17 protein-coding genes and 1 pseudogene are annotated in these 21,902 nt (G+C 67.5%); 9 read left to right on the top strand and 9 right to left on the bottom strand.

Annotated elements, in window-relative coordinates:
* Positions 1–132: 132 nt before the first annotated feature.
* The 4 genes from recQ to C7C57_RS01575 form a co-directional block, all read right to left on the bottom strand.
* Positions 133–1,971 carry a DNA helicase RecQ gene (recQ, locus tag C7C57_RS01590; RefSeq protein ID WP_187977347.1) on the bottom strand — a complete coding sequence of 613 codons (1,839 nt, stop codon included), beginning with the start codon at positions 1,969–1,971 and terminating at the stop codon, positions 133–135.
* 212 nt (positions 1,972–2,183) lie between these two features.
* Complete coding sequence (locus tag C7C57_RS01585) at positions 2,184–2,912, bottom strand: copper resistance CopC family protein (RefSeq protein WP_187977346.1); 729 nt, start codon at positions 2,910–2,912, stop codon at positions 2,184–2,186.
* Positions 2,909–3,628 (bottom strand): YcnI family protein, encoded by a 720-nt coding sequence (locus C7C57_RS01580; protein ID WP_187977345.1) that lies wholly within the window; start codon positions 3,626–3,628, stop codon positions 2,909–2,911. The genes C7C57_RS01585 and C7C57_RS01580 overlap by 4 nt, the downstream gene beginning before the upstream one ends.
* A gap of 93 nt (positions 3,629–3,721) precedes the next feature.
* Entirely contained in the window at positions 3,722–4,315 is a 594-nt protein-coding gene (locus C7C57_RS01575; RefSeq protein WP_187977344.1) for a hypothetical protein, read from the bottom strand.
* 175 nt (positions 4,316–4,490) lie between these two features.
* On the opposite strand from C7C57_RS01575, the gene C7C57_RS01570 reads away from it, so the two are divergent.
* Genes C7C57_RS01570 through C7C57_RS01560 form a run of 3 tightly spaced genes read left to right on the top strand, consistent with a single transcriptional unit; the run spans position 4,491 to position 7,607 of the window.
* Complete coding sequence (locus C7C57_RS01570) at positions 4,491–5,066, top strand: ECF transporter S component (protein WP_030147899.1); 576 nt, start codon at positions 4,491–4,493, stop codon at positions 5,064–5,066.
* Between the two features lie 34 nt (positions 5,067–5,100).
* A complete protein-coding gene (locus C7C57_RS01565) occupies positions 5,101–6,780 on the top strand; it encodes an ABC transporter ATP-binding protein (RefSeq protein WP_255505745.1) in 1,680 nt (559 codons plus the stop codon).
* On the top strand, positions 6,777–7,607 hold the full coding sequence (locus C7C57_RS01560; RefSeq protein ID WP_187977343.1) for an energy-coupling factor transporter transmembrane component T: 831 nt from the start codon (positions 6,777–6,779) through the stop codon (positions 7,605–7,607). Before C7C57_RS01565 ends, C7C57_RS01560 begins: the two co-directional genes overlap by 4 nt.
* A gap of 8 nt (positions 7,608–7,615) precedes the next feature.
* On the opposite strand, the gene C7C57_RS01555 is transcribed toward C7C57_RS01560, so the two are convergent.
* Together C7C57_RS01555 and C7C57_RS01550 are read right to left on the bottom strand one after the other, a co-directional pair.
* On the bottom strand, positions 7,616–8,644 hold the full coding sequence (locus C7C57_RS01555; RefSeq protein ID WP_255505744.1) for a GIY-YIG nuclease family protein: 1,029 nt from the start codon (positions 8,642–8,644) through the stop codon (positions 7,616–7,618).
* Positions 8,637–9,794 (bottom strand): DNA cytosine methyltransferase, encoded by a 1,158-nt coding sequence (locus tag C7C57_RS01550; protein ID WP_043321839.1) that lies wholly within the window; start codon positions 9,792–9,794, stop codon positions 8,637–8,639. Before C7C57_RS01550 ends, C7C57_RS01555 begins: the two co-directional genes overlap by 8 nt.
* Before the next feature lie 265 nt (positions 9,795–10,059).
* On the opposite strand from C7C57_RS01550, the gene C7C57_RS01545 reads away from it, so the two are divergent.
* The gene (locus tag C7C57_RS01545) at positions 10,060–12,288 is read left to right on the top strand and encodes a bifunctional UDP-sugar hydrolase/5'-nucleotidase (protein WP_187977342.1); all 2,229 of its coding nucleotides are present in this window, start codon (positions 10,060–10,062) and stop codon (positions 12,286–12,288) included.
* A gap of 22 nt (positions 12,289–12,310) precedes the next feature.
* Here the strand turns inward: C7C57_RS01545 and C7C57_RS01540 are convergent, their stop codons facing one another.
* A complete protein-coding gene (locus C7C57_RS01540) occupies positions 12,311–13,723 on the bottom strand; it encodes a putative peptidoglycan glycosyltransferase FtsW (protein WP_187977341.1) in 1,413 nt (470 codons plus the stop codon).
* Between the two features lie 325 nt (positions 13,724–14,048).
* Here C7C57_RS01540 and C7C57_RS01535 point away from each other — a divergent pair, with 325 nt between their 5' ends.
* Positions 14,049–15,434, top strand: a complete 1,386-nt coding sequence (locus C7C57_RS01535; protein WP_187977340.1) for an Abi family protein — start codon at positions 14,049–14,051, stop codon at positions 15,432–15,434.
* Between the two features lie 108 nt (positions 15,435–15,542).
* On the opposite strand, the gene C7C57_RS01530 is transcribed toward C7C57_RS01535, so the two are convergent.
* On the bottom strand, positions 15,543–17,816 hold the full coding sequence (locus C7C57_RS01530; protein ID WP_187977339.1) for a DEAD/DEAH box helicase: 2,274 nt from the start codon (positions 17,814–17,816) through the stop codon (positions 15,543–15,545).
* Between the two features lie 357 nt (positions 17,817–18,173).
* On the opposite strand from C7C57_RS01530, the gene C7C57_RS01525 reads away from it, so the two are divergent.
* Both C7C57_RS01525 and C7C57_RS01520 read left to right on the top strand, forming a co-directional pair.
* Complete coding sequence (locus C7C57_RS01525) at positions 18,174–18,437, top strand: GlsB/YeaQ/YmgE family stress response membrane protein (RefSeq protein WP_030147891.1); 264 nt, start codon at positions 18,174–18,176, stop codon at positions 18,435–18,437.
* A gap of 72 nt (positions 18,438–18,509) precedes the next feature.
* Positions 18,510–19,085: an antibiotic biosynthesis monooxygenase gene (locus tag C7C57_RS01520; protein WP_030147890.1), complete on the top strand. Its 576-nt coding sequence runs from the start codon at positions 18,510–18,512 to the stop codon at positions 19,083–19,085.
* A gap of 43 nt (positions 19,086–19,128) precedes the next feature.
* Here C7C57_RS01520 and C7C57_RS01515 read toward each other — a convergent pair whose 3' ends face one another.
* Positions 19,129–20,628 (bottom strand): MFS transporter, encoded by a 1,500-nt coding sequence (locus C7C57_RS01515; RefSeq protein WP_187977338.1) that lies wholly within the window; start codon positions 20,626–20,628, stop codon positions 19,129–19,131.
* 109 nt (positions 20,629–20,737) lie between these two features.
* Between C7C57_RS01515 and C7C57_RS01510 the strand changes: the two genes are divergently transcribed.
* On the top strand, positions 20,738–21,391 hold the full coding sequence (locus tag C7C57_RS01510) for a TetR/AcrR family transcriptional regulator C-terminal domain-containing protein (protein ID WP_187977337.1): 654 nt from the start codon (positions 20,738–20,740) through the stop codon (positions 21,389–21,391).
* Positions 21,392–21,485: 94 nt separating this feature from the next.
* A pseudogene (locus C7C57_RS15950) lies at positions 21,486–21,902 on the top strand (DedA family protein); the annotation flags it as partial.

Genomic DNA, 21,902 nt, shown 5'->3' with positions numbered 1-21,902 from the left:
CTCCCACGCTAGGAGGACAATCCACGCAACGGAAGCATCACGTGTGCGGAGCACAAATGCCCGGCCCGGGCACCGGGAAAACCTGTAGGACTTCCACTAAGGCCCGCCCCTATTGTGGTGGGATAGGTACGGCTAGCGCCCCAGGAACGTCCGCACCACGTCAACCAGCTCCTCGCCGTAGCGCTCGAGCTTCTTCTGCCCGATCCCGGTGATGCCCGCGAGCCTGGACTCATCCAGCGGACGCGACTGCGCCACCTCGCGCAGGGTGGCATCCCCGAAGATGATGTACGCGGGCACGCCCTGCTCCTGAGCCTCGGAGGCCCGCCAGGCGCGCAGCTCCTCAAACAGCTCGAGCTCGCGCGGGGCCAGATCCGCCAGCGCGCTGCGCTTGGCCGAGGAACTCCCGCGCGGAATCCGCGCCATCTCGGTGCGCAGCGGCACGGTTTGCGCCCCCTGCAACACCGCGGCGCTGGTCTGCGAGAGCGCGAGGGTCCCATATTCGCCCTGGGTGATCAGCAGACCACGGGCCAGCAGCTGGCGGATCACCCCGCGCCACTGCGGCTCGGACAGGTCGTTGCCGATGCCCCAGGTGGCCAGGGTTTCGTGGCTCCACTGCTGGGTGCGCGGGGTGGTCTTGCCCCGCAGGATATCGATCAGCTGGCCGGCACCGAAGGACTGGTTGCGCTCGCGCTGCAACCGCACGATCGTGCTCAGCAGCTTCTGGGCGGGCACGGTGCCGTCCCACACCTGCGGCGGGTTCAGGCACACATCGCAGTTGCCACAGGCGGTGCCGCGCTCGCCGAAGTAGGCCAGCAGGTTGACTCGGCGGCACTCGACGGTCTCGCACAGCGCGAGCATCGCGTCGAGGTGCTGGCCCAGGCGACGGCGGTGCGCCGCATCCCCGGGGGACTCGTCGATCATCCGGCGCTGCTGCACCACGTCCTGCAGACCGTAGGTGAGCCAGGCCACGCTGGGCTCGCCGTCGCGACCCGCGCGTCCGGTCTCCTGGTAGTAGCCCTCGATGCTCTTGGGGAGGTCGATGTGGGCGACAAAGCGGACATCGGGCTTATCGATGCCCATCCCGAACGCGATGGTCGCCACGATCACCATGCCGTCCTCGCGCAGGAAGCGTGCCTGGGTGTGCGCCCGCACCTCGGCGGGCAGCCCCGCGTGATACGGCAGCGCGTTGATTCCGTTGGCCCGCAGGAACTCGGCGGTGGCCTCGACCGTTTTGCGGCTGAGCGCGTAGACGATGCCCACCTGACCCTCGCCCTCGGAACGGATGAACTCGAGCAGCTGCTTGCGCGGCTCGGCCTTATTCACGATCCGGTATTGGATGTTGGGACGGTCAAAGCTGGAGACGAAGTCGGCGGCGTCCTCGAGGTGCAGGCGCTGACGAATCTCGCGATGGGTGGCCTCGGTCGCGGTGGCCGTCAGCGCGATTCGAGGAACGTCCGGCCACAGCTCGGCCAGCTCACCCAGCGCCAGATAGTCGGGGCGGAAATCGTGGCCCCACTGCGACACACAGTGGGCCTCATCGATCGCAAACAGCGAGACATTGCCGTTGGCCAAGAACCGCTTGGTCTGCGCCGAGCTCAGCCGCTCGGGTGCGACATACAGCAGATCGAGCTGGCCGGTGAGATAGGCGTTTTCGACCCGCTCACGCTCCTCGAAGTCCTGGGTGGAGTTGAGGAAGGCTGCGCGCACCCCCACCGAGAGCAGCGCATCCACCTGGTCCTGCATCAGCGCGATCAGCGGGGACACCACGATCGCGGTGCCCTCGCGCAGCAGCGCCGGCACCTGATAGCAGAGGCTCTTTCCGCCACCGGTGGGCATCAGCACCACCGCGTTGCCGCCCGCGCGCACGGTCTCGACAATCGCCGCCTGGTCGCCCCGGAAGGACTCATACCCGAAGACCCGCTGCAGGATTTCCAGTGCGGTGGGGGCGTCGGGTGCTGTCTGCGTGCTCATCCTTCCCAGGCTACCCGCTGCGCGGCGCACCCCGACCCCCAGGTACGGCACGGCCCAGGAAAATCCCGGCGAGCCCCAGGGGACCGGCCAGCCCGAGGGCACGGCGACCCACACGAGCCTGTTCGCTCCGGGGGCTCGAAAGCCCACAAGAACCCGGGAAACCACGAGGGCCCGGCCACGCGGATGCGTGACCGGGCCCTCGATCGGAGAACCTACGGGTTCTGGCGCTTGGCCTTCTCGGCCTCCTCGCGGGCCACGTCGCTGCGGCGGCGCTGCACGAGCAGCAGCACCAGCAGGACCAGGCCGCCGAAGAGAACCACGCCGATTGCCACCACGATCCAGCCGATGTCATCCATCGCCGCGGTGTGCGGACGCACGTTCGGACCGACCTCCTCGCCGGGGGCGGCGGAGGCATCGGTGCCGGCCTGCGGGGTGGCACCGGTGCCCTGGGTGGTGACCTCGCCCGTTCCCGGGTCGGCGCTTGAGCACACCGGGCGCTCGGTCTGGCCGGTGCCCAGCTTCTGACCGGCGGCGGGCTGCCAGTCGAAGGTGAAGTCTCCCGAGATCGGGTGACCGTCGGTCGAGACCACCTGCCAGGTAACCGTGTAGGTTCCCGCCGGACCGAGATCGGCCGGCATGGTCAGAGCGGGCCCGTTAACCACGCCGCAGCCGGAGGCATAGTGCTTACCGTCCGGACCCACCACGATCATCGTGTTGACACCGATCGGAGTCAGATTATCGTTGGTGGTCAGCACGATCTGTCCGGGCTGCTCGGTCACCGTGGACTTGGCGGCCGGATACTCGGACACCACCGTGTTGTGTGCCTGCGCGGCGGGCGCGCTCAGCACCAGTCCGGCCATCGCCAGCACGAGTCCCAGCATCAGGACGAGTGCCGTACGCACGGATGCCTGCGGCAGCGTGATCACACGGGCCCGGCTCACTTGCGGGCCGCCTTGGCGCGCAGGCCCAGGGTGCCGACGATGATGCCGATCACGCCCAGTGCCAGACCGGCGATGCCCAGGCCGCGGGCCAGCACATCGGGCTCGGCCGCGGTGGCGTGGGTCTCGGCGGCGGTGTCGGTGGCCGACGCATCGTGTCCACCGTGACCGGCATCCTTGGCCGCGGCGGTCACCACGAGGCTCGGGGCCGGAGCCTTGAGGTCCTCCTCGCTCTGGCCCTTGGCGGGGATCTCGGACCAGTTGGTCGATCCGGTCTCGCAGGTCTGCAGGGTCGGGAAGGTCAGCGTCTTGCCGGCCTCGGCGGGCAGCTGGAGCTGGAGGACCATGGCGTCGCGGTAGCCGTCGGCCAGCGGGGTCTTGGCGGTGTAGGTCACCGAACCGACCCGCTGGGCGAGCGAGTTTCCGTGGGCATCCTTGATCGGGGTGGCCAGATCAACCATGTCCTTGGTCACATCCCAGTTGGGGTTGACCGTGGGGGTCACGCCGTTGATCTCCTCGGGAATGGTGATCTTAATCGAGGTGGTCGGGCTGCCCTCGCAGCCGTGCGGGACCGAGAAGGTCAGCAGGCTATAGGCCCCGGCGGAGGTATCCGAGGGCTTCACGCTCACGTGGGCGCTGGCCGCCAGAGGCACCGCCACGGCAAGGATTGCTCCGGCCAGCACGGCGCCGGAGATCGAAAGGGTCTTTGTGTGCTTCATGAAATTGGGGGCTTTCTGGATCCGTTGGGATGCGCGAGGATTCTCGCGCACCGGCGTCTGGGCATCACGGCCAGCGCCCCCGCGGGGAGGGAGCTAGAGGGATACCCCGGCCGGAACGGGCGGGCCCCGGGTACAACGAATTTCCAGATGGCGCTCGCGCAGCGGCGTAATCGCCTCGGCCACGAGCACCCGGGCACGACTCAGCGGACGCTCGGTCAGGATTCCCAGCAGGATGCGCACCCGAGCCAGCAGACGCAGCTCCCGCACCAGCGAGTACAGCGCGGCTTCGCCGTGCAGCAGGAACAGCCAGGTCACCACCGCGGCCACCACGTGGGCCACCCACATGATCGGACCCGCGTGACCGGCGTGGGTCAGCGGTTCGAGCGCGCTGATCACCACCGGCCCACCGTGCACGTGATCGGCACTCGCCGCCGGCGCGACGTTCGCCCCACCCGCGGGGAGGAAGGCAAACAGCGCGTGGAAGAGCGACTGAGCGATCACCACCGAGAGTCCGATCCGCACCGGGGAGAGCTTCTTCCCGGCGAGCGCGATGCAGACAAACACCGAGAGAATCAGCGCCCAGACGATCGCCGGGGCCGAGGGCCCGGACATCCCGGCCATGCCATGGGAGAGGGCGGCGAAAAACGTGGCGATCACGGCGGCGGATACACCACGCAGCGCTAGCACGCGCCTGTTGGTTTCCACCACCGGAATCCTCCCTGAGTTCTCCCCCAGAATACTCGATACACAGACCCTTCACGGCTCCTCCCTCGAACCGGGCGCGACGCTCGATTGTGGACTTCTCGAAGGGTCGACTAAATTGGAAGGTAATCCTCACTTTTTTCGGCGGGAGCACACCCACATGCATCGGACAAACACGCGTCTTCTGCTCACGTGCGCCGCCATCGGAGTGGGCAGCGGAATCCCGCTGGGTATCACCGGCTATCTGCACGTGGTGGTCCTGGCCCTGATCCCGATCATCTACGGGCTGCTGATCTCGGTGTACTTCCTGCCCGGCATCATCGCGCAGTGGCTGCTGCGCCGCCCGGGCGTCGCGGTGATCACCGGATTTGTCGCCGGTCTCACCAGCTCGGCGATCGACCCCACCCAGTGGACCCGACACATCGGCACCGGGCTGCTGATCGGGCTGATCCAGGAGATTCCGTTCCTGTTCACCCGATTCCGCTACTGGCCCAGCTGGCTCTACTACGTGGGGGCACTCTTTGGCGGTGGGGCCCTGGCCGCGATCATGGCCCTCGCCCTGGACGCCTCCCGGTTCGACCCGATCTCGCAGGTCATCTTTATGGTCATGTTTGTGTTGGGACCGGTCCTCTTCACCTGGCTCGCCCAGCTCCTGGCCGCCCGCATCTCAAAAACCGGGGTGATGCGCGGGCTGGAGTATCCACGCGATCGCCGCGGAAGCAAAGCGACGGCCTAGTATTTCCGCGCACCCACCCCTGGCCCTGACCGAGGTGAGCATTACCCACGAGGGTGGCGCTCGCCCCGGACCCGATGGTGCGAGCCTGGAACTGGTTCCCGGCGAGGTCCTGCTGGTACTCGGTCCCAGTGGATCCGGCAAGTCCACCCTTGCCCTCGCCCTCAACGGCCTGGTGCCTCACGCGATCCCGGCGACGCTGACCGGATCGGTGCGGGTGGCCGGAACCGAAACCGTCGGGGCCTCGGTGGCGACCCTGAGCGAGACCGTCGCGATGGTGTTTCAGGATCCCGATTCCCAGATGATCACCGGCTCGGTGCTCGACGAGGTGTGCTTCGGCCCCGAGAACCTGGGGCTGCCGGTCGCCGAGGTCCTGGAACGAGCCGAAACCGCGCTGCGCGAGGTGGACCTGTGGGAGCGTCGCACCGAGAACCCCGATCGGCTCTCCGGCGGCGGGCGACAGCGACTGGCGATCGCCTGCGCGCTGGCGATGCGCTCGCCGGTGCTGGTCCTGGACGAACCCACCGCAAACCTCGATCCCGCGGGGATCGAGGAGGTCTACCGGGTGCTGGCCCGGGTGGTCGCCCGCCAGGATCGCTCGATTGTGCTGATCGAACACAACCTGGACCCGGCGATGGACCTGGTCAACCGAGTTCTGGTGCTGGATGGGCTCGGGCGCACGGCCTTCCTCGGGGACGCGCACTCGATCCTGCGCACCCACGCCGCCGAGCTGCTGGAACTGGGCGTCTGGCTCCCGGTCTCGTTGATGGCGGCGCTGCACCTGCACGAGGCCGGAATTGTCCTCGACCCGCTGCCGCTGACCCCGCGCGAGCTGACAGCCGCACTGAATGTCCTCGATCTCCCGGTCCTGGTGGACCCGCCGCCCCCGACCCCGGGCATCTGGGACACCCCGCAGCTGGAGGTAACCGGGCTGAGCCTCAAGCGCGGCCGACGTCTCGTGCTGCGCGATATCAACCTCTCCCTGGACGCCGGTTCCTTCCTCGCGGTGATCGGGACCAACGGTGCCGGGAAAACCACGCTGGTGCAAGCCATCGCCGGGGTTATCCAGCCGCCGCGCGGGACCGTCAGCCTGGGCGGCTTGGACCCGGCCCGCCTCGACGTGCGCACCCTGACCACCCGGATTGGGTTTGTTTTCCAGAACCCCGAGAACCAGTTTGTGACCTACACCGTGGCCAATGAGCTGGCTCACGGGCTGCGCCTGCGCGGGATCGATCAGGCAATCATCGATGCCCGGGTGGACGACCTGCTGGAGCGATTCGCGCTGACCGAGGCTCGCGATCAGCACCCGTTCCTGCTCTCGGGTGGACAGAAACGACGCCTCTCGGTGGGCACCGCCCTGGTGGCCGGAGCCTCGATGCTGGCCCTGGATGAGCCGACCTTCGGCCAGGACCGTGCCCGCGCCGGCGAACTGCTCGCGCTGCTGCATGAGCTCAATGCCGCCGGTACCACGATCATCGTGGTGAGTCACGACCTCCAGCTGGTGTCCGACTTTGCCACCCACGTGGCGGTCATGAAGGACGGCGAACTCGTGCGGATCGGCACCCGCGACGAGATCCTGGCCGATGAGGACCTGCTGCACGAGGCGGGACTGCGCATGCCCCCGCTGATCCGCGCGATGCGGGGCCTCACCGCACACCCCAGCTGGCGCACCGTGACGCGGCTGGCCGAGCTCCCCGGCGGCGGAGGTCTCCGATGAGCGGCGGGCACGGCGGCGCGCTGGATGCGTATCGGGCGGATATCCAGGCGCCCCTCGCCTCCCGGCGGGAGTACCTGTACGGGCTCAACCCGCTCGCCAAGATCCTGGGTCCGATTCCGGCGATGATCCTGGTGCTGCTCTCGGGCACGATGTTCACCCCGCTGTGCTTTGTGATTCTCTGCGCGGTCCTGATGCTCACCGGTCTGCGCTGGCAGCGCTCCTCGCTGATCACGCTGGGCCTTGCCCTGCCCCTGTTTATCGCGGTGTTCGGTTTCAGCTTCACGCTGTGGGCCGATCAGCGGCGGGTGGCCCACACCCCGGTGGTGTTTGAGATCGGGTCCTTCCCGGTCACCTCGGGGGCCCTGGAGATCGGGTTCACCACGGCCCTGCGCCTGGCCGCCCTGTTTGGTCTGGCCCTGACCGGCGGCCTCAGCAGCACCGGGCCGGACCTGGTGCGTTCGAGCATTCAGCACCTGCACCTGCCCTACCGAATCGGCTACACCGCCCTGGCCGCGACCCGCTTTGTGCCGCGTTTCGGCCATGAGCTGGAGACGATCCGGCAGGCGCACCGGGTGCGGGGAATGTCGCCCGGGCGCGGACCGATTGCCAGTACCCGGCGCAGCCTCGGCTATGTGGTTCCGCTGCTCACCGGCGCGATTCGGCATGCGGGACGCGTCTCCCTGGCGATGGATGCCCGTGCCTTCGGGGCTCACGACACCCGCACCGAGCGGCATCAGATTCCCGTGCGCACCCGCGACTGGGTGTTCATGATCGGGTTTTGGGTCTTCACCGCGGCGGTCCTCGTCGCGGCCCTCTGGATCCGGTAACGCCGGGGCTAGAACAGCCGATACTCGATCTGTTCGCGGGGAATCTCGTTGTCCTCCGCGGGGGAATCCGCCCGCGCGGGATCGAGGTGTGCCCGGGATCCGGCGTCCTCGGACTCCTCGGCCAGGCGGTTCAGCACCGCCGCCGGATCGTCCTCTTCCGCTGATTCGGGATGCTCGGCGCGCACCGAGCCCACCAGTTTCTCGACCGAGATGGCCGAGGGGTCCGGGGCCGCGGTCCCGCCGGCAAAGGCGAAGCGTTCGGCCGCCAGGAAGGCCAGCCGCACCGACTGGACCACGAGCACGCGGCGCAGCCCGTCCGATACCTCGCCACGCTCATGCGCCACCGCGGCCAGCCGGGACACCGTCTCGGCGCGACGGGCGATGCGGATGTCCGGGTGGCCACGCTCGGCACGAACCTCGTCGGTCACCACCTGCCAGCGCAGCGAGGCCGGCAGGGTGACCCGCGGGGACACCGGCGGAATCTTCTCGTTCAGGATCGCCTTGAAGCGCGACTTCTCGATCGCATCGAGGTAGGCGGTGTATTCATAGGCGTCCAGGATGCGCCGGGAGGCGCGGTCCCGGCCGGAGACCCCCTCCAGGTCCCAGAGCGGCCAGATCTCGACCTCGGCCACCTCGAAAACGTCGAGGATCCGCATCGCCACCGCGTCGGTGCGCTGCCCGGTGAGGTGACGGCGAATGCGGGTGCGCAGCTGCTCGTTGGTTTGGCCCACATAGATGGGCTCGCCCTCGTAGTCATAAAACGCGTAGACGCCCCACTGTGCGTCGGCCCAGGGGCGGCCCTGGGCGTCGCGTTCGGTCAGGAAGCGGGAGAGTTCATCTCGGAAGCGGCGTACCTCGGGGGCGGCCAGCTCGCGCTTGGCGGGTTTGGCCGTGCCCGGTGAAACCTCGGCTGGTTCCATACCCGGCAATACCCCGGCAAGGTCCGTGCCCTCGGGACCACCCGGCACCGGCTCGGCCGAATCGGCGGCGGCCTCCTCGGCGTCGAAACCGGAAAAGAGCGTCTCGAGATCAGACACCGGCGGCCCGCACACTGCCCCGCGCCGAGCGCACCCCACGCACCACCGGCAGCAGGTAGTTCTCCGCCAGCCAGCCCACCACGGGGGCGGCCACCGCGTCGCCGAAGGCAAAGAAGGCCTGATTGTCGCGGGCACCGCTCAGGTCGAAGTCGCCGACCCCCATTAGCCGGGCATACTCGCGCGGGGTCATCCAGCGCACCCGAAGCTGGCCGTTGCCCAGCTGCACCACCGCCTGCTTGGAGGAACCCCCGCGGGCCGTGCGCAGGCAGCCGGAGATATCATCCGGACGGACCTCCCAGACCGCCTGTCCGTGCCGGGTACGGCGATACGCGGTGCGATGCTTCACGCCCGCCGACCCACGCATCTCGGTGATTCGACTCAGCTGCACCGGGGAGAGCGAGTCGATGAATTTCTGCGTGCGCGCCTCATCCCACCAGCGGGCATCGTCGGCGGGCATGGTCTCGGCGAGCTTGCCAAACCCCTCCACCAGGATGGCCGGGGCATCGGGCAGCAGGGCCTGATGGGTGGTCAGCGTGGAGTCGCGGAAGAACCCCTGCAGATTTTCCGGACGTAGCTCGGGGTTGGCCCCGGGCACCGATTCGGGCGGGTTCTTGGCCCCCACCACAAACAGGCGCGGGCGGGACTGCGGGACGAAGCGACGCGCGTCGATCATCAGGATGTCGACCGAATACCCGAGCTGGTTGAAGGCGCGGATGGCGGCGGTGAGGTCGTCCCCACCGTTGGAGGTGGCCAGGCCAACCACGTTTTCCAGGACCACCGTGTCCGGGGCGTCCGCCTCTAGCTCCTCCAGCAGACGAATAAAATGCCAGAACGCACTCGACTGGGTACCGGCCAGGCCGCGGCGGTTTCCGGCCAGCGAAAGATCGGTGCAGGGCGAGGAGGCCCAGGCGAGGGATGCGCCCCGGGGCAGGTCCTCACCGGCGACGTTTCCCACGTCTCCCACCACATAGGTGTGCTCCCCGGAACCCGCGTCCTGCGGGAAGTTCTTGCCGTACAGCGCCCACTTATCGGGCTCATAGTCGTTGGACCAGGCCACCCGGAAACCGGCGTGCTCGAGTCCCACTCGGGCCAGTCCGATGCCGGCGAAGAACTCCAGCACGGAGGGCGAGTGTGACTTGATGGGATGCACGTTGGACACCCTCTCAGGGTATCCCGGTCCACCGTCATTTGCCCCGGGGCGCCCCGGCACCGCGGCGATCGAGTAAACAATCGGTTTCTTTCGCCGCGTCCGGTTCCCCCACACGGGGGTGTTTGGGTAGGTTTGACCCACGGTTATTTCGGGGGACAACAGCCGGTCATTCCCTTCCCCGGGGTGTGATGTTGGTCACCGCCACAGGCTGGTCCCGTGCACGCACCCGTGTGTGCGGCCCCCCGTCCTTCGCACCAGGAGAACAATGTCGCTACTCCCGCGCCACCGGCGCACCCTCACCCTCGCCGCGCTCGCCGGCGTCCTGATGGCACCGCTTGCCGCGCTGCCCGCTCAGGCCGCCCCGGACACGGCCACCATCAACCTGATGAACATCAACGACTTCCACGGTCGCATCAACGCATCCCTCGCCTCGGGCGTCCCGACCGGTACCGTGAACTTCGCCGGCACCGTCGAGTCGCTGCGCGCCGGGTTCGCCCCGGACCAGAGCATCCTGCTCTCCGCCGGCGACAACATCGGTGCCAGCGAGTTCGCCTCGGCCACCCAGAAGGATCAGCCCACCATCGACGTGCTGAACACCCTGGGTCTGTCGGCCTCGGCGCTGGGCAACCACGAGTTTGACCTGGGTCTGGATGATCTCAAGAACCGCGTCATCAACGGTGGAAACAACGCCACCTGGGATTACCTGGGTGCCAACGTCTACAAGAAGGGCACCACCGAGCCCGCCTTCGACGAGTTTAAGATCATCGAAGCCGACGGCATGCGTGTCGCCGTGATCGGTGCCGTGACCGAGGAAACCCCGACCCTGGTCACCCCCTCGGGCATCGACACCCTCGAATTCGGCGACCCGGTGGACGCGGTCAACCGCGTGGTCACCAAGCTCAAGGCCGAGAACAAGGCCGACGTGTTTGTGGCCGAGTACCACGAGGGTGCCTCCGCCGGCACCCCCGACGGCGCGACCCTGGATCAGGAGATCGCCGCCGGCGGCGTCTTCGCCAAGATCGTGACCCAGACCGATCCGGCCGTGGCCGCGATCTTCACCGGTCACACCCACAAGGAATACGCGTGGCAGGCCCCGGTTCCCGGCAAGGCCGGCAGCACCCGTCCGATCGTGCAGACCGGCAGCTACGGCGAGCGCATCGGCCAGGTGGTGCTGACCGTGAACCGCGAAACCGGTGCCATCGAAAACGCCGACGCCAAGAACGTCGCCCGGGTCAAGACCCCGGTTGCCGATCTGATCGCCACCTATCCCCGCGTCGCGACCGTTAATACGATCGTGACCGAGGCCGTGGCCAAGGCCAACGAGATCGGCAGCCAGGTGGTGGCCACCGCCGCCGCCCCGATCACCCGTGCCTTCAACGGTCCGGTGGGCGATGACCGCTCGGCCGAGTCCTCGCTGGGCTCGCTGGTGGCCAACTCGCTGCTGGCCTCGCTCTCCGCCCCCGAGCGCGGTGCCGCCGAAATCGGCATCGTCAACCCCGGTGGCATGCGCACCGACATTCCCGCCGGCAACGTGACCTACGCGCAGGCAAACGGCGTGCTCCCCTTCCTCAACAACCTCTACACCACGACCCTCACCGGGGCGCAGGTCAAGAAGGTGCTGGAGGAGCAGTGGCAGCGTGACGCCGCGGGGAACGTACCCTCGCGTCCGTACCTGCAGCTGAGCCTGAGCGATAACGTGCACTACACGTTTGATGCCAGCCGTCCCGAGGGCGACCGGATCACCACCATCAGCGTGGCCGGTGCCCCGATCGATCCCGCCCGCGGCTACCGCGTGGGAACCTTCGGCTTCCTGATCACCGGTGGGGACAACTTCCGGGAGTTCAACAACGGAGTCGGCACCCGCGACTCGGGTCTGATCGACCGTGACGCCTGGATCGACTACCTCCGCGCCCAGGGCACCCTGACCCCGAGCTTCGCCCGCACCGGCGTGCAGGCCCAGGGTCTGCCCACCGAGGCGGTGGAGGCCGGAAAGTCCTTCAGCGTGAAGCTGGGCACCCTGGACCGCACCTCGACCGGATCCCCGGTCACCACCACCGTGGTGGCCTCGCTGGGTACCACCGCGCTGGGTACCTCGCCCGTCACCGGAACCGGTGGCGATGTGACCGTGGCCCTGCCCGCGGATACCGCCGAAGGCGTTCACACCGTGACCCTGACCTCGCTGGAGTCCAAGACCATGGTGCAGTTCCCGGTCACCGTGACCGCCGCCGCGGTTGTGGTCCCGAGCCCCGAGCCCACCGACCCGGGTACCCCGGCCCCCTCGGTCACCCCGGTCGACCCGTCCACGGTTCCGAGCGCCCCGGCCGTCGCGGCCCCGGGATCGGGCCTGGCAAACACCGGTGCGCAGGTATCGGCCGTGCTGCCGATCGCCGCACTGGTGCTGCTGGCCGGTGCCGGCGTGTTTGTGGCCTCGCGTCGTAAGCGCGCACTCGCCGCTGCCGCCGCCGAGTCCACCGAATCCTCGGTGAACGACTAGTCGGTTCCCCTCGCGCCGCCCGTCACCGCTCGGTGGCGGGCGGCGTTTCGTGTTCGCTCGGGGTGGGAGCTGGGAGCCAGTCGACCAGCTTGGGCGCGGGTTCGGCGAGCGCGGTTGCGGACTTCCGGGCGGCTGCGGACTTCCGGGCGGGCCCGGCCGTGTGCGCGCTCGCCGCGGCGGGGGTGTTCGCCGCGGGCACGGGCACGGAATTCTGCGCCGCCGGGACGGGCATACGCGGTGTGGGATCCGTCCGGGCCTCCCCCGGCACCGCCGAATTGCGCTCCACCGAGAGCACCGCGCCGATCGCCGCCCCCGCGGAGATTAGCGCCGATCCTCCCGTGGACATCAGCGGCAGCGGCACTCCCAACACCGGGAGCAGCCCGACCACCACCGAGATGTTGATGAAGGCCTGGGTGATCAGCCAGGTGAACACGCCCCCGGCCACCACCCGGCCGAAGGTTCCGCGGGCGCGCGCCAGGATCGCCAGCAGCGCGATCGCGAGCACACAGAACAGCAGCAGGACGAGAACCGTGCCCACCAGGCCGAGTTCCTCCCCCACCACCGCGAAGAGGTAGTCGTTATCGGCGGCGGGGAGCCACCCCCACTTCTCGATCGAGTTGCCCAGGCCGATCCCAAACACCCCGCCGTCGGCCAGCGCCCACGTGCCGTGCAGGGGCTGCCAGCACAGGCCCAGGTACTCGGACTTATCGGTGCGGCAATCCACCTGGAAGAAGTGCACCAGGCGCATCACGCGGTTGGCCTTAATCGCGGTCATCAGCAGGGCCGCGACAATGCCGGACAGCGCCACGATTCCGATCGTGCGCAGGTTCACGTTGGCGAAGACCAGCACCCCGATCATCACGGTCGCCATGACCAGCACGGTGCCCAGGTCACCGCCGATCAGGTTGATCCCCATCGAGAGGGCCGCCACCGGAACCACGGGAATCACCGCGTGCTTCCACCCCTTGAGCAGCCGCTCTTTGGAACCGAGCACCGTGGCCGCCCAGATGATGAAGGCAAACTTCATCACCTCCGAGGGCTGCATCGAGATGAACCCCAGGTGGATCCAGTTGCGGTTACCGCCGGACTCGTAGCCCAGCGGCGTATAGACGGCGAGCTGAAGCAGCAGCGCCCCGGCCAGGCCGATCCAGGCGAATCGGTTCCAGAACCTCGGGGTTGCCCGGCTGGCCAGGAACATCGCGATCAGCGCGAGCGCCGCGACCCCGCCCTGACGCAGCGCCCCGGCGAAGGGGTCGCCGGCGTTTTCGGCATCACCGGGTTGGGAGGCCGATTGCACCATCACCACGCCAAACCCGATCAGGAACAGCACCACCGAGGTCAGCAGCAGCGCGCGGTTGGAGACCCCGGCGATCCGGGTGCGCAGCGCCGTGTCGATGCTCAGCATCCGCGCCTGCAGGCGGGACGACGTCTTCACCGCGACGTCGCTTCGCTATGCCCGTAGCTTTCGCCTCCGAGTGCTCGTCTGTTGCGCTCGCGAACCCGCATGCGATGCCTCCCCTGTGGACCTGGATGTCACATTCCAGCGTAGGTTGGCCGCCCCGGCGACATGCCCGCCCTCAAGAGACTCCCAGCGAGGGATAACCCCTGTGAGGCGTTCCAATCGGGTGGAGGGTGTGTTAGGTTCGGGGGTACCAGTACTAGTCGTCATTCTCTGTACACACGGAGAGGCGGCTAGTCTTCTTTTTCCCCCGACTCATCTCATCGGCACAGTGCAGTACTCGAGTGAATTGGTTGGCGGAATGTCTCAGCGATATGAACGGGCACATCAATCGATCGCGGAACAGATCGAGCTCCTCGAGCGTCGCGGCATGGACCTCTCGGGTGTGAATGCAACCGAACTCCTCACCCGCGTGGGTTATTTTCGGCTCTCCGGCTATTGGCACCCATTCCGAGATCTCACGCCCTGCCCCGCGGGCGGCAATGGTTCTGCCCCGCGATTCTTACCCGGAACCACACTCAGGCAGATCGAAAGCATCTACGAGTTCGACCGGGAACTCCGTTTTCGGGTCTTCGATGCGATTGAAACCATCGAGAGCGCACTCAGGTTTCAGCTGGGCTATCACCTGGGCCGGATCGGGGTGTTTGCTCATCGAGACCCGCGGAATTTTGCCAACGGCTTCGTGGAAGCAGCGGGGCCACGCTCGCATATGCACGTCTTGCGCCGCATCGATGCGGCCGAAGCGCGGTCCCATGAGGACTTCGTTACGCACTTCCGGCGCAAATATGGCGGCCCGCTACCGGTGTGGATGGCACCGGAAATCATGTCCTTCGGAGAACTGATCCGGCTCTATCAGGGACTAAATACCTCGCTAAGAAACACGATTGCCGCAGAATTCGGCATTCGCAATGCCGCGCAGGTGGGCGATGGGGCTACGCTCGCCACCTGGCTCAATCACCTCAGAACTGTGCGAAACGTCTGCGCTCATCATTCGCGATTGTGGAATCGGGCACTCACCACCCCGATTGGTCTGCCCCGACAGATACCGGCGCTCATGCACCTGACGGAAGCACGGGCCCGAAGCCGGATCTATGCAACGATCACTATTCTTCGCTTCATGCTCGCAACGATTAAACCAGCGAGCACCTGGGCGGAGCACATCACCGCCTTTGTGGTTGAACGCACCCGCGCTTCCAGCCTCGATATCTCGACGCTCGGGTTCCCCGTTGCCTGGTCTACACAACCAATCTGGGCAACATCCTTTGTGCGCGAGCACGCCGAGATAACCGAACACGATGAGCTGCTGGGGAGGCTCCCCTCGGTCTCACGCTCGGCGGTACGAACCCTCCTGTTCCCCAGGAACAATCCCTCCACCCAAAAGTCTCGCATCAGGGCGCTGATGATCCAGGGGAAACTTCTGTCTCTGCCCATCGGTGCACAGCGGGCGTTCCCAACGTTTCAGTTTGTCGCGGGGAGTTCGCTCTTTCAGGACCGGGTTTTCTCGATCAATCTGGAGCTGATCGGCCAGACGGTGAGTACGGATGAGCGCGAGAGGCGAAGCTGGGTTGCCGCCCGCTGGTGGGTCACTCCGGGTCGGTACGGCGAAACTCCGCTGGAGGCACTGGCAGCGAAAACCCTGCGGGCCGTGCCCTGGAGCGAGTTTCCCCGTCCCTCTGCTGGCCGCTAGGTCCCGATCTGCACGCAAAACCGCCCGCCACCGTGAGGTGGCGGGCGGTTTCGGATCGCAGACTACTCGGCAGTCTTGGCTTCGAGCTGGGCGGCTCGGCGGCGTGGACTACTCGGCAGTCTTGGCTTCGAGCTGGGCGCGGGTGGGGACCCGGCCGGCGATTTCATCGATGATGTCGTCGCCGGGGAAGGCGTCCACGAACTCGGCCGAGATCTCGGCGCGGGAGAGCAGTTCCTCCATGCGGCGGCGGCGCGAGCGCGGGATCAGGGTGACCACGGTGCCCTCGCGACCGGCCCGGCCGGTACGACCGGCGCGGTGGGTGTAGGTCTTGTACTCATCCGGGGCGTCGGCCTGGATCACCAGGTCGATGTCGTCCACGTGGATACCGCGGGCGGCGACGTCGGTCGCCACCAGGACATCCACCCGGCCGCTGGTGAGCTGGTGCAGGTTGCGCGTGCGCTTGGCCTGGTTCAGGTCACCGTGCAGGGCGACGGCGAAGACACCGGCATCCTCCAGCTGCTCGGTCAGACGCTCGGCGTAGGCACGGGTCCGCGAGAAGATCACGGTCTTACCGTTGCGACCGGCGAGCTGCTCCAGGATGCGGTCCTTGTCGCGGTGCTCAACCACCAGAACGCGGTGGTCGATAGTCGAGGACGCCTGGTCCTCACCGGCGACCTCGTGCACGGCCGGGTTCTCCAGGAACTCGTTGACCAGCGCGGCCACGCCCTTGTCCAGGGTGGCCGAGAAGAGCAGCTTCTGGCTGTCATCGGCGGTGTTGCGGATGATGCGCTGCACCGGCTCCAGGAAGCCCAGGTCGCACATGTGGTCGGCCTCATCCAGCACCACCACGTTGACCTCGGACAGGTCCAGACGGCCCTGCTCGATGAGGTCCTCGATGCGGCCCGGGGTACCCACCACGATGTCGACGCCGCGCTGCAGCGCACCCACCTGACGGTGCTGGGGAACACCACCGTAAATCTGGGTGGTGAACAGTCCCACGGAGCGGGCGATCGGCTGCACGGTGCGGTCGATCTGGAGGGCCAGCTCACGGGTCGGGGCGAGGATCAGCGCGCGGGGCAGACGGCCCGGACGACGGTTCTTTCCGCCACCGTTTTCCATCAGGCGCTCCACCAGGGGGGCACCGAAGGCGATGGTCTTACCGGATCCGGTGCGGCCACGGCCCAGGACGTCGCGGCCCTCGAGGACCACGGGGATCGTTGCTGCCTGGATCGGGAACGGTGCGGCGGCACCGAGCTCGGCCAGGGCGTTCACGATGTTGCCACCGAGACCCAGGTCGCCGAAGGTCTTGCCCTCGACGTCCTCGGCCTGGATGGCCTCGGCCTCGAGGCGCTCGAGCACGACGTCATCCTGCGGCTGGTAGCCGCCACGGCGGGCGCCGCGGTCGCCGTGCGAGGGGCGCTCGGGACGGTCACCGCGGTCGAAGCGTGCGGGACGCTCGGGACGGTCACCGAAGGCGGGACGGGCGGGACGCTCGTCACGGGTGAAACGGGGACGCTCGTCGCGGTCGCCGCCGCGAGCGGGGCGCTCGTCACGGTTGAAGCGCGGCGCGCGGTCGTCACGATCGAAACGGGCGGGACGACCCTCGCGGTCGCCACGACCGGCGGCCGGACGCTCGTCGCGGTCAAAGCGGCGCGGCGCGCGGTCGTCGCGATCGAAGCGCGCGGGACGCTCGTCACGGTTGAAGCGCGGGGCACGCTCGTCACGCTCAAAACGTGCGGGACGGCCATCGCGGTCACCGCCGCGAGCGGGACGCTCGTCGCGGTTGAAACGGGGGGCACGGTCGTCACGGTCAAAACGTGCCGGGCGACCCTCGCGGTCGCCACGACCGGCGGCCGGACGCTCATCACGATCAAAGCGGCGCGGCGCGCGGTCGTCACGGTCGAAGCGCGCGGGACGCTCGTCGCGGTTGAAACGGGGGGCGCGATCGTCACGCTCAAAACGTGCGGGACGGCCATCGCGGTCGCCGCCACGAGTGGGACGCTCGTCGCGGTTGAAGCGGGGAGCGCGCTCGTCGCGGTCAAAGCGGCGCGGGGCACGCTCATCGCGGTCGAAGCGCGCGGGACGACCCTCGCGGTCGCCACGACCGGCGGCCGGACGCTCGTCACGGTTGAAACGCGGCGCGCGATCGTCACGGTCAAAGCGGCGCGGGGCGCGCTCGTCGCGGGCACCCGAACGGGCGGCGCGGTCGTCGGCATCCCAGCGGTTCTTCTGGCGCGGGGCGTCCTCTACCTCGGGACGGAATCCGCGGTGTCCGGGGCTCCGGCTACCGGCCTTGGGGCCGCCCTTGGCGGGACGCTTGGCGTAGCTCGGATCGTAGTTCTTTGCGGGGCGCTTTCCGCCCACGTGGTTCTTTTTAGGCATAACAATATTTCCGGGTATTTCAGGCATGAAACAGCGAAGGGCCGCGCGCAGCGGCGCTCTCTCCCCCGGACATCAGTGGGCCGGGGCCGTTCACAACGTGTGAATATGCACACGAGATCCGTGTGCAAAACCGGCCCACCAGACTGACAATTGCTTCGCGGTACCCACCGCGACGTCTAGAGCCGACTTCCTTACAATACGCTAGTTTTTCGGCTCTGTCACCCGTGGCTCGCCACCACGGCGGTTTCCACGGGGGATTCCCGGCCGGGGCTGGACCATTTAGATCACGAGCGTTAGCCTGTGTTCACGGTGTCGGGCCGCAGGGTTCCGACACATCGGAAAAACAGGAGGTACACCATGGGTTTCTTCGCTTTTCTACTTCTGGGGCTGATCGCGGGAGCAATCGCCAAGGCCATCCTGCCCGGTAAGCAGGGGGGCGGCTGGATCGCCACCCTCATCCTGGGTGTCATCGGCGCGATGGTGGGTGGATGGATCGGTTCGCTGCTCTTCAACGCCAAGATCGACGCATTCTGGGATCTGGGCAGCTGGGCACTCGCGATTGTTGGATCGATCGTTGTCCTCCTCATTTATGGCGCCATCACCGGGCGCAAAAAGGCATAGCGATCACGGCCCCGGGGCATTCACCCCGGGGCCGTGATGTTTTGGAAACAAACATGCCTCACACTGGAAGGTATGGGACACAATGCCATTACGGTCTCCATCGAGCGCACGGTCGATCCCGCGCGACTCTCCGAGGCCACCGTCTGGATTCAGGCGGGAATCAATCTTGCAAACAAATATCCGGGTTTCCTCGGCTCCGGCTGGGTACGATCGGGCAGCAGCGAAACCAGCTGGCACATGCTCTATCGCTTCGCCGATGCCCAAACCCTCGACGCCTGGGAGAACTCCCCCGAGCGTCGCTGGTGGCTGGGCACCGGGAGCGAATTCGCTCAGGAGACCCGCACCGAACGGCGCACCGGGATCGAGGGATGGTTCGACACCCCGATCGATGCCACCGCGGCCATCCAGCCGGCCATCGTGCCCCCGCGCTGGAAACAGGCGACCAGCATCTGGCTCGGATTCTTCCCGATCAACCTGGTCTTCACCCTGATTGCCACCTACCTCATTCCCGGCTGGAATGAGTGGGATGTGTGGCTGCGCGTGCTGGTCAGCACCCTCGTGCTCACCCCGATCATGGCCTATTGGGGCCTGCCCACGGTGACCCGCTGGCTGCGCCCCTGGCTTCAAAAGCCTCCGCGCCGCCGCTAGGCCAAACGAGCACGCCCACCATCACACCCGGGCGCGGCACCCGCTAGGCCGTTCGGCGCGTGCCGCGCCGCCTCAACCACGCGGTGAGGGTCAGCACGCCGGCGAGCAGCGAAACCACCGCGGCCACCAGCACACTCAGGTGGAGGCCATCCAGGAACGCCCGGGTGGCCGCCATCGAGATTTCCGATACCCCGGTGGACAGCGCAGCACTTAGCGAACCCTCGACCGCATCTCGCGCGGACGCGCTCAGCGCACCCGCGACCGGGCGCACCCCCGCCGCGTAAATTCCCCAGAGCAGCGAACCCAGCACCGCCACCCCGAGGGCACTCCCCAGCTGGCGCAGTGTGTTCAGCAGCGCCGAGGCGGCTCCCGCACGATCGGCCGGAACCCCGGTGGTCGCCCCGGCGGTCCCCGGGGTGAGTACCAGCGCAAATCCGAACTGCAGCACAAACGCGAGCCCCATGAGCGATGGAATCGGCGTATCGGCACTCAGGAAGATGTGTCCACCCAGCGCCAGTGCCATCAGCAGCAGACCCGAGGTGAGGGTCATCAGCATGCCGATCCTCTCGGCGATCAGGCGGGACAGCGGGGCTCCAATCACCAGCGCCGCCGAGAGGGGCAGCAGAACCAGCCCGCTGGCAAACGGGCTCAGCCCGCGCTCCTCGGACAGGTAGAACATGATGAAGTACAGGTAACCGAACAGCACAAATGAGCCCACCGTCAGCGCCAGGGTCGCGATGCCGAACCCCGGGTGTCGGAACAGGGCCACATCGACCAGGGCGCGCGGATGCCGGCGTTCGGTCCACACCAGCACCGCCACGATCAGGATGCCCAGGGCAAGCGGCCCCAGGGTGAGCGGGCTCGTCCATCCATCCTGCCCACCGTTCAGCACCCCGAAGACCAGCAGGGCGATGCCCGCGACCGAGGCGATCACCGGTACCCAGCGCAGCTCCCCCACGCCGCTGCCGGGAATTCTCGGAATCGCCCGCGCCGACACCGCCAGCGCCACCGCCGCCAGGACCGCCACAAATACCAGCACGCTGCCCCACCAGAATCCGGCGCTCAGCAGCGCGCCGCCGATCAGCGGACCGGCGGAGATCGCCAGGACCGAGGACGCCGCCCAGATCGAAATGGCCCGCGCCCGCGCCTCCCGCGGGAACACACGGAGGATGATGGCCAGGCTGATCGGCATGATCAGGGCCGCCGCGATCCCCATCAGCGCACGGGCGAGAATCAGCACCGCCACGTTGGGTGCAAGCGCAGCGGCAGCCGAGGTCACCAGGAATCCGATCAGGCCGATCATCAGGGTGCGGGTGAGTCCGAAGCGGTCGCCCACAACACCGGCAATCAGCAGAAATCCGGCGAAGGTGAGCGTGTATGAGTTGAGGATCCATTGCTGCTCAAACAGGGTGGCCCCGAGGGCGTGGGCCAGCGAGGGCAGCGCGACATTCAAGATCGTACTACCCAGCAGCACGCCGGAAACCGACAGGGCCAGGGCAAGCAGGGTGGCCCGCGAACGCGCGGGGCTCAGGGGTGTGAACATGGGAAACCTCTTTATTGAACGTTGTTCAAATTTGAACAATGTTCAGGCTAGTTTTTTGGGGACGGCTGTGTCAAGATCGAAGGGTAAATCCCCAGAAATGTTTGGTGTCATGTCGAAACTGCAGCGCAACGAAATTGTTGATCAGGCCCTGATCATCCTCGATCGGCACGGCGTCGACGCCCTGACCACCCGCAAGATCGCGCTGGCCCTCGATGTCCAGGCCGGTGCCCTCTACTGGCACTTCCGCGATAAGCGGGCACTGCTGGATGCACTCTCGGATCGCATCATGGCCGGGGTTGGGGCCGAGCTGGCACCGGGCGATGCCCACACCCAGCTCACCGAACTCGCCCATCGCTTCCGTGCGGCGCTGCTGGCCCACCGCGACGGTGCCCGCGTGGTGGCCGGGGCCTACGGCGGCGGCCCCAACACCTTCGCCCTGAGTGGCACCTTCATCGACGCCCTCCTGCGCGCCGGGGTACCCGAACGGCATGCGGGAACTGCGATGTTTACCCTGTCCCGCTTCATCATCGGCCACACCCTTGAGGAGCAGGCCCAGCACGAGCTCGAGGCAGCCGGCGAGTGGGAGGCGCACTGGGACGGCGTGGAAGATCCACGAATCCGCACCCTGCTGGCACCGATCATCGATGGCGATCCAGCCGATCAGTTCCGGCTCGGGCTCGGGATCCTTCTCTCCGGGCTGCACTCCCTGGGCTCCGCAGACCTGGCCGACTCGGGGTTCGATCATCCTGTGGATGGACCCTAGATCATCCCCCAAGGGATGTTCTGATGTGACATCAAAACGTATCGTGGAAGAGTCGGGTGCCCCCGCACTCGTCTCCCCGAACGAATGAGATGTCATGGAGTTTCTGACCGACGCGATCCTCACCATGGCGACGTCTCCGTGGATCTATCTGATCGTCCTGGCGATGGTCCTGATCGACGGATTCTTCCCGCCCGTGCCCGGTGAAGCCGTGCTCGTGGGAGCCACCGCGATCGCGATCAGTGCGGGCTCCCCCAACGTGTGGGTGCTCCTGGTGGCCGGCGCGATCGGCGCGGCCATCGGCGACAACATCGCCTTCCGGATCGGCCGGGCGGTCGGGGTTGAACGCTACGCCTGGATGCGCAAACCCCGGGTGGTGGCGGCGCTGGACTTCGCCCGCCGCGGCCTGGAAAAGCGCGGCACCCTGCTGGTGCTGGGGGGACGCTACATTCCCGTGGGGCGCATCGCGATCAACATGACCGCGGGTGCCACCGGGTTCCCGCCCCGACGCTTT

The sequence above is a fragment of the Mycetocola sp. JXN-3 genome, assembly GCF_014522285.1.
Lineage (GTDB): Bacteria > Actinomycetota > Actinomycetes > Actinomycetales > Microbacteriaceae > Mycetocola > Mycetocola saprophilus.
The sequence above is the reverse complement of the archived record's forward strand: the minus strand, read 5'-3'. Positions and strand labels throughout refer to the sequence as shown.

Excerpts from the sequence above, each read along its gene's own strand:
- C7C57_RS01570 (WP_030147899.1), top strand. The coding sequence starts at position 4,491 with ATGCATCGGACAAACACGCGTCTTCTGCTCACGTGCGCCGCCATCGGA.
- C7C57_RS01580 (WP_187977345.1), bottom strand. The coding sequence starts at position 3,628 with ATGAAGCACACAAAGACCCTTTCGATCTCCGGCGCCGTGCTGGCCGGA.
- C7C57_RS01520 (WP_030147890.1), top strand. The coding sequence starts at position 18,510 with ATGGGACACAATGCCATTACGGTCTCCATCGAGCGCACGGTCGATCCC.
- C7C57_RS01525 (WP_030147891.1), top strand. The coding sequence starts at position 18,174 with ATGGGTTTCTTCGCTTTTCTACTTCTGGGGCTGATCGCGGGAGCAATC.
- C7C57_RS01510 (WP_187977337.1), top strand. The coding sequence starts at position 20,738 with ATGTCGAAACTGCAGCGCAACGAAATTGTTGATCAGGCCCTGATCATC.
- C7C57_RS01560 (WP_187977343.1), top strand. The coding sequence starts at position 6,777 with ATGAGCGGCGGGCACGGCGGCGCGCTGGATGCGTATCGGGCGGATATC.
- C7C57_RS01530 (WP_187977339.1), bottom strand. The coding sequence starts at position 17,816 with ATGCCTAAAAAGAACCACGTGGGCGGAAAGCGCCCCGCAAAGAACTAC.
- recQ (WP_187977347.1), bottom strand. The coding sequence starts at position 1,971 with ATGAGCACGCAGACAGCACCCGACGCCCCCACCGCACTGGAAATCCTG.
- C7C57_RS01545 (WP_187977342.1), top strand. The coding sequence starts at position 10,060 with ATGTCGCTACTCCCGCGCCACCGGCGCACCCTCACCCTCGCCGCGCTC.
- C7C57_RS01535 (WP_187977340.1), top strand. The coding sequence starts at position 14,049 with ATGTCTCAGCGATATGAACGGGCACATCAATCGATCGCGGAACAGATC.
- C7C57_RS01515 (WP_187977338.1), bottom strand. The coding sequence starts at position 20,628 with ATGTTCACACCCCTGAGCCCCGCGCGTTCGCGGGCCACCCTGCTTGCC.